Source organism: Rhizobacter sp. (assembly GCF_031412075.1).
Classification (GTDB): Bacteria; Pseudomonadota; Gammaproteobacteria; order Burkholderiales; family Burkholderiaceae_C; genus Rhizobacter.
On record NZ_JANOCG010000548.1, the window covers coordinates 1 to 7647 of the forward strand.

Annotated in this window: 4 protein-coding genes; all 4 read right to left on the bottom strand. The window is 66.4% G+C overall.

What is annotated here, in order from left to right; genetic code table 11:
- A partial coding sequence (locus tag RMO40_RS20405) for a hypothetical protein (RefSeq protein ID WP_309725270.1) occupies positions 1-320 on the bottom strand: 320 nt, incomplete at its 3' end.
- A 19-nt stretch (positions 321-339) separates the two neighbouring features.
- Positions 340-3681, bottom strand: a complete 3342-nt coding sequence (locus RMO40_RS20410) for an ExeM/NucH family extracellular endonuclease (RefSeq protein WP_309725272.1) — start codon at positions 3679-3681, stop codon at positions 340-342.
- 65 nt (positions 3682-3746) lie between these two features.
- Complete coding sequence (locus RMO40_RS20415) at positions 3747-4298, bottom strand: VPLPA-CTERM sorting domain-containing protein (protein ID WP_309725274.1); 552 nt, start codon at positions 4296-4298, stop codon at positions 3747-3749.
- A 44-nt stretch (positions 4299-4342) separates the two neighbouring features.
- Positions 4343-6772: an alkaline phosphatase PhoX gene (locus RMO40_RS20420; RefSeq protein WP_309725276.1), complete on the bottom strand. Its 2430-nt coding sequence runs from the start codon at positions 6770-6772 to the stop codon at positions 4343-4345.
- Positions 6773-7647 lie beyond the last annotated feature (875 nt).

Consider the following 7647-nt stretch of genomic DNA (forward strand, 5'->3'; position numbering starts at 1 on the left):
GCGCCGCCCGAGCCGAGGCCACCGAGTGCACGCTCGCTGCTCGACGCGCTGCCAAAGCTGTAGAACGCGCCGCCGTTGCCGCTGCCATTGCCCACGTTGACGGCCGTGATGGCGGTGCCGGATGCGGGCTGCCGGAAGAGGCTCCAGCCTGCGAGCGCGCTGTCGTTGGCCCAGGTGGCGGTGGTGCCGGTGTTGGCGAGCGTGTCGAAGCCCTGCGTGTAGTTCTGCCCGGCCGCGCTGATGACGATGGCGGCGTTGGCCACGGTGGCGGCGCCGATCAGGCCCAGGGCGAGGGGGACGGCAATGAGTTTTTTCATCATGGTGTGAACTCCGTTTGGATCAGCGGCCCTTGCCCTTGTTCTTGCGCGCCATGCCCACGCTGAGCAGGAACAAGGCCATCAAAATCGTCGCCCACTCGGGCAAGGTCGGCACGTCGCCGTCACCGCCGCCCGTGGCTGCGGTGACCGTGAACGACTGCGTGACCTGCGGTGCCGGCTGGAAGCCCGGCACACCGTTCTGGTCGGCCGCGACCGTGCAAACGCCAATCGCCAGCACGGTGACGGTGTTGCCCGAGACCGTGCACACCGCCAGCGTGAGGCTGCTGTAGCTCACGGCGAGGCCCGAGCTGGCCGTGGCCGAGAGCGTGAAGCTGCCGCCATCGAGCGGCCGGTTGGGCAGCGGCGCGAAGCTGATGCTCTGCGCCGGCACGGCGGCCGTCACGCTGAAGCTGCGGCTGACAGTCGGTGCCGCCGCGAAGCTGGCGTTGCCGGCCTGGTTGGCGTGCAGCGTGCACGTGCCGGTGGCGACCAGCGTGACCGTGCCGGTGGGGGTGACCGTGCACACCGACAAGGTGCCCGAGCTGAAGCTCACCGCCAGGCCCGAGGTGGCGGTGGCCGTGACGACGAAGTTGCCCGAGTTGAGCGCGCGGTTGGCGGGCGTGGCGAAGCTGATGGTTTGCGCCGCACCACCGGAGAGGTTCAGGCCGATGATCACCGGGTCATGGTCAGAGGCGCGGTACGGGGTGGCGCTGTAGTAGTCAGGGCCGCACGTGGGGCAGGCCGGCTGCTTGAACTCTTCGTTGTAGTCAATGATCGACGGCTCGTCGGCATTGATGTGCCAGTGCACCGTGCCCGCCACCTGCGCCGACAGGCTGGGCGTGGCCAGCGCGTGGTCGAGGTAGCCGGCTTCGCCGTCGAACACATACGAGTAGGTGGCCGGGTCGACCTGTGCAATCTGGTTCACCAGGCCGGCGGTCGTCAGCACGTCGATCGGGTCTTCGACACCGTAGGCGTTGAGGTCACCGATCACGATCACGTCGTTGTCGGCGGCGGTGGATTGCACCGTGCCGATGAAGGTGAGCAAGGCGCTCGACTGCTGTTTGCGCAGCTCGTTCCAGCAGCCCTGGCCATCACCCTGGTCGGTATCGACGCCGCTGGCCGGGCAGCTGCCTTTTGACTTGAAGTGGTTCACCACCACGCTGAACTTCTGGCCGTTGCTCACGGTCGCGAAGGTCTGTGCAAACGGCGGCCGGTTGTGCACGGCGTTGGCATCGCTCATCGATATACCCGAGAGGCTGAGCGTGCCGGGTTTGTAGAGCATGGCCAGGCGGATCGCGTCGGTGCCGGTGGTCGGTGGGTTGGGCACCACCGCGTAGGTGTTGGCGCCCACCACGGCGTTGAGTGCATCGGCCAGGTTTTGCACCGCCACCGTGCCGTTGTTCTGGATCTCCATCAGGCCGAACACATCGGCGTTGATGGCCGCCATGGCCTGCACGGTCTTGGCGCGCTGGCGCGTGAACTCGGCCAGGTTGCTGGCGCCGCGGCACAACGAGGCGCTGGGCGTGTCGCTGCCCTGGGTGCAGGTCTGGCCGGTGAGGCCCCCCGCGGTGTTGCCATTGGTGAAGGTGGTGAAAAAGTTGAGCACGTTGAAGCTCGCCACCTTGACGTTGCCCCCCACGGCGGGCGGCGCGGCGGTGCGCGGGTTGCTGCGTGTGAACGCAGGCGGTGTGCTCGGGTGGATGCGGTACATCGCGAGACCCGTGTTGATGTTGGTGGCGAGGCCGTAGTCGATCACGCCGGTCAGGCCGGCGGGCAGCGTGTCGCCCGCGCGCAGTGTGTTGTCGGCGCCGATGTAGGGCGTGGGGTTGACGTTTTGCAGGCTGCTGCCGTCGTCGAGCATGATGCTGCTGCGTGCATTCAGGTCTTGCTGGCTGAGGGCCAGCGCTGTGCCGGGGCGGTAGATGTTGGTCGGCTTGATCAGCCGTCCATTCGCCGACAGCGTGACCTGGCCATACCGCCCCTGGAAGAAGTTTTGCGAGGCCGTGAGCGGCGTGTTGATCTGCACCAGCATGCCTTCGTAGCGCTCCAGGTCACCCTGCGTCGCAACGGGCAAGGTGATGACGGTGGGCGTGATGCTGCCGGTGCCGGCGAAGACGGTGCTGGTGAGGCTGGTGAACTGGGTCACCGGGTTGGCGGCGGTGAGTGCGTTGCCGGCCGCACCGGTGTTGAACTCGGTCACCGTGCCGGTGATCTGCACCAACTGGCCGAGCGACACGTAGGGCGCCACGCTGGTGAAGACGAAGATGCCGTCCGAGGTGGTGGTGTTGCCGTCGCCGGCGGCGTCTTGGATGTAGTAGCCGTTGCTGTTGACCTGGGTGACCACCCCGCGTGTGGTGCGTGCGCCCAGCAGGCCGCTGGTCGTGCCGCTGCCCTGGATGCTGTAGATCGGGGTGAAGGTCGGCGACACCGCGGCCACGCTGAGGTTGATGGTGCAGGTGGCCGCTTGGCTGGCGTTGTTGCTGAAGTTCACGACCACCGGGTAGCTGCCGGCGGCGACCGTGTTGGCCAGGCTCAGGCGCACGCTGGCGCTCGCACCATTGCCGCTCGCCGCGTTGAACGCGGTGAGGCTCATGCCAGGTGCGTTGCCGCTCTGGAAGGTGGCGGCGTTGACGATACTGTCGGCGTCGCTGGCCGACAGCGGGAACTCGACCGCCGCGCCGGTGGCCACGTTCAGGCTGGCAGGGCATGACGGGACGACGGGCTGAGCCACCACACCGCAGTTGCCAGGCGGCGACGCAGCGTTGCGCGGGGTTGGCGCGCCAATGGCGAAATCGGTGCTGTTGTTGTTGGCGTCGGTGCAGCCACCGGCTGCGCGCAGCACCGCGTTGGTGGCCGACGGCGCCGGCGTGACCGCAGTCTCGGAGCAGTTGGCCGTGCTGCCAAAGCCGACCAGGTCGACGATGGTGGCGTCTGTCGGGCAAGTGGCCGCCGTCAACGACGTGGTGCTGCTCACCAGGGCTACCTTGCCGGCGGTAGCGCTCATGTTGAACGTGCCGCTGAAGTCGGCCGTGGGCAGGGCCACGCCGTTCGCACCGCCGCTGCCCAGCTGGACCAGCAGGTACTGGCCTGGTGCGATGGCACCACTCAGGTTGACCTTCTGGCTGCCCCAGCTCGTGCCGGTGGCTGACGTGTACTGCACAGACCAGCCAGCCATGGAGACCGATGCCGCTCCCGCGTTGTACAGCTCGACAAAATCGTTCAGGTACGGCGCGCTGGCATTGCCACCACCGCCATAGACCTGGCTGATGACCACACCCGAGGTCGACGCCGTAGCAGTCCCGCTCACCACGCAGGTCAGCGCTGCCAGCAGCGCCGCACACCTTGTTTGCCACCGATTCGTCATGCTGTTCCCCGGATTCTTTTTACGCGCGGTCACTCCCGCGAAGGCGGGAATGACGTGCAGGTTTCTCAGCGCTGCTTGCGCCGGCCGATCACACCGAAGAAGCCCAGGCCTGCCAACAGCAAGGGCAGCACCGCAGGCAGCGGCACCACTTGCACGGCACCGGTGCTGACGAAGTCGCTGGTGTTGCCCGAGGGTGTGAGCTGGAAGCTGTTGCCCGTGAAGCTCAGCAGGTACTCACCCGTGCCGGGGCCGGTGGCGATGTTGAACAGGGTCTCGAACAACAGGCCCGAGAACACGAGCCCCGAGGGCGAGGCGCTGGTCTGGATCAGCGGGCCGCCGAAGTTGTCGCTGGCGGCATTGAAGCTGTAGTTGCCGAAGTTCAGCGTGAAGCTGTCGGTCGGCGAACCCGGGGCGATGCTCAGCTGGTTGTCGACCAGGTTCACATCGTCGAAGGTGGCGCTGACGAAGAACGACGAACCCGTGGGCAGGCCGGTCGCGTAGTCGATGGTGTTGCTCGCGAAGTCGACGCGGTACTCGTTGGTGAGGGTGACCATGGCGGCTTGCGCCGCACCGGTCATGGCGAGCAGCAGAGCCGCTGCGGCAATGCGATTTTTCATTTGAATTTCTCCTGGCTATTTTGTGAGGGGTCGTGGCCGCGGGCTCAGATGAACGAGCCGCCGTTCTTGCGGCGAATGCCGATCACGGCCGGCTTCGGGATGCCCGAGGTGTTGCCTGCAATCGTGTTGCTCGGCCACTGGCTGCCGAAGGGCACGGTGCGCGTCTGGTTGAACACGCTCGTGCCGTCGAGCGAGAGCATCTCGATCGAGCGGGTGCGCGGGCCGGTGTTTTGCGCGTCGATCGGTGCGTTTTCACCCGGGTGCTGGATGGCCAGGATCAGGTGGTCGCCGACGAAGGTCGGGCCGGTCATTTCGGCACGCGTCGGGCCGATGGCAAACGGCAGCTGCTTGCCCGCGTCCGGCCCTTCGGTCGGGATGCAGAACAACCAGTTGTTGCCGTAGATGCCGACCAGGTTCGAGGCCGCGCTGGAGCCCACCAGGCTGTGGTTGATGTTGGTCGGCGTGGCCGAGAGGCCCAGGCCGATGCCGTTGTGCAGGTTGGTGGACATGTCCATCACGCCCCACACATTGGCCTTGGCATCAAAGGCCAGGTTGTCGAGGTTGGCAAACCCGGTGCCGTTGGCGGCGCCGGCTTCACCGCCTTGCAGGAAGCGCGTCCAGGTGAAGCTGGTGGCGGCGCCATCGTTGCCCGACTCCACCAGCTTGTACAAGCCGCCGCTTTGCTGCTCGGTGGCGATGCCGGCGTTGTACTTGCTCACCGTGAAGATGCGTGAATCGGCATAACCGTCGCCGCCGGCCGCGCCGTCGGTGAAGGCGATGAACACCTCCTTGGTCTTGGGGTGCACTTCCACGTCTTCAGGGCGTGCGGCCGGTGTGCCGCCAACCAGGTTGGCTGCTGCGAAGGCGTCGCACAAGATGGCGCCCTGGCTGGTGTAGAAGTCGGCCAGCGTGCGGCCTTGGTAGCCACTCAAGGCGGTGGCTTCGTTGAGCGTGGTGCAGGCGAAGAAACCGCCATCCACCGTTTGGCCGGCCACACCGTTGCGGCGCGGCAGGTTGACCAGGCCATTGCGGTCGCGCACACCTTCGTTGGCAAACTGAACCGACGAAATGGCCGTCGGCGAGTTCGGGTTGGTGGGCGTGCTCATCAGCAGCGGGATCCAGGTGCCGGTACCGTTGGCGTTGAAGCGCGCCACGTACAAGGTGCCGCTTTCGAACAGGCTGCTGTTGGCCGGGCTGGTGACGTTGCTCACCACGCCATCGCTGACAAACTTCCACACGTGGCCACCACGGCGGTCGTCGCCCATGTAAGCGGCGAGGCGCTGGCCGGCATCGGTGCGCAAGGCCACGTTTTCATGGCGGAAGCGGCCCAGCGCGGTGTGCTTCTTGGCGCGCACAGCCGGGTTCTTCACGTCGACCTCGACCACCCAGCCGTACTTCTCACCGACCAGGCCGAATTCGGCGCCCGCAGTGCGGCTGCCGGTTTCGGTTTGTGTGCCGCTGGAGACGTAGCCCGTCTGCGTGCCGTTGGGCCGCACGGCTTCGGTCACGCCCAGGTAGAACGCGCTGGCGTCGGCCTGGAAGTTTTCTTCACACGACAGGATCGTGCCCCAGGCGGTGGTGCCGCCCGAGCAGTTGCCGAGCGTGCCGATGATCTTGTTGCCCAGCGTGTCGCTGCTGAGCGGGAACACTTGCACGGCAGCCGGGCCGGTGCCTTCGAGGTAGTTGTTGTCACCGGCCTGGTGCGGCAGCGCGCCCCACGAGGTGACCGTCGCGTACTGCGTGGTCGTGCGGCCGGTGGTGTAGTAGGCGTCGGTGCGGGTGGCGTTGACGGCCAGGCCCGACAGGCCGTGCAGGCGGCGGTTGTCGGCGTGGCCGTTGACCACACCAAAGCGGCCGCCGCGCGTGACACGGCGAATGCGCAGGATCGAGCCGCCCACGTTGTACAGGCACTCGCCCATGTACTCGGTGGTCTTGGTGGTGGGCAGTGCGAAGCCGATCACACGCTGGAACACGTTGTTGCCGGGCGGCGTGTTGATGGCCGATTCGGGGCAGATCTCGGAGAACGGGTACGACACGTACTCGTGGTTGGTCCAGAGCAGGCCTTCGTTGGTGCCCGACAGCGGGATGTAGCCGGTGTAGTCGGCGTTGAAGCCCACGTACTGGTTGGCATCGGCAAACGGGCGGTCGCCCCAGGCGCTGATGACGTAGCGCTCGAACTCGGGGGCCACCACCACGTCGTCGATCACGGTGTAGCTGGGCAGCTCGACAGCCGGGCCGCCGGTTTCCACCGACGCGATGGTCATGCCCACGCCATTGAGGCCGGTGGGCAGCCAGTTGTTGTTGGTGGTGAAGATGGGCAGCGGGAACGGCACACGCACCGGCGTGAAGCTGACGGGTACCGGCAACGCATAGGCGCTGCTGCTGGCCAGCAGCGTGCCTGCGCCGCCGACGGCGGCGGTGGCGCCGGTGCTGCCGATGAAAGCCAGAAAGCTTCGGCGGTTGACTTCTTGCATGATCGGACGCTCCTTGTTGTGTTTGATGGACTACCAAAGAGTCTCGCGAGGCGGCGTGACAGGTCGGGTGGGGGATGGGGTGTGGGGACTGGCCTGGAAGTGCTAGTCCTGGGTCGGCTTGTCGTTTCCGCGGAGGCGGGAATCCAGGAGCCTGCCGCGCGTCCCCTCCGTTCGGGCTGACCCTTCGACAAGCTCAGGACAGGGTCCGCTTCACGGATCGAAGCCCTTGTGCCGCTTCGCGTTGTGGCTCTTGTTCACTGCGTGAGGCCGCGCCGGGTGTTCGGCCCGGCGGCCGACCTCCTTTGGTATCTGCATAACTTTGCTTCGCAAAGTGAGCAGATCCCCGCTTCGCGAACTTGTGTCGACAAGAAAGTTGGCACAGAAGCGACCCCAGCCTCCTCGGCCCTCGCGTTGCGAGGGCTGCCTTGCGCTGCTCGTCCGAAGGGGGAGACGAACGCCAGCTGGCCTCGCGTTGCGTGGGTCTGAAGCGCTTGGCTTCGCCTCGCCGATGCGAAGCGAGGCGTGACACGATGCCGAAGGCGAGCCTTCTCTCGGGTCCCCTTGGTGAGCCGTCGAGCAGCGCAGGGCTTTGGGGCTGCACGCGTAGCGTGCTTTCACATCTGACTTCGCGCGGTTGTTTGAGCGCAGCGGCCACAGGCCGCGTAGCGAGTTCTGCGCGAGCTGCAATGACCGAGCAGCGCAGAGCAGTCGGTCCCGAGGACCGACCGACGAGCAGGGTCGCCTTTTCTTTGGTGACTTTCTTTTGGCGAAGCAAAAGAAAGTTACTGCCCTGTCGGGGGCACATCCCGACGCAGTCTCACGCAGTGAGAAGAAGCCTCCGCGGGAATGACCGCCCGTCAGGCCGCCGGAAAAGC

What these genes read in the sequence shown, in the direction of transcription:
- RMO40_RS20415 (WP_309725274.1), bottom strand. Translation starts at nt 4,298, where the DNA reads ATGAAAAATCGCATTGCCGCAGCGGCTCTGCTGCTCGCCATGACCGGT.
- RMO40_RS20410 (WP_309725272.1), bottom strand. Translation starts at nt 3,681, where the DNA reads ATGACGAATCGGTGGCAAACAAGGTGTGCGGCGCTGCTGGCAGCGCTG.
- RMO40_RS20420 (WP_309725276.1), bottom strand. Translation starts at nt 6,772, where the DNA reads ATGCAAGAAGTCAACCGCCGAAGCTTTCTGGCTTTCATCGGCAGCACC.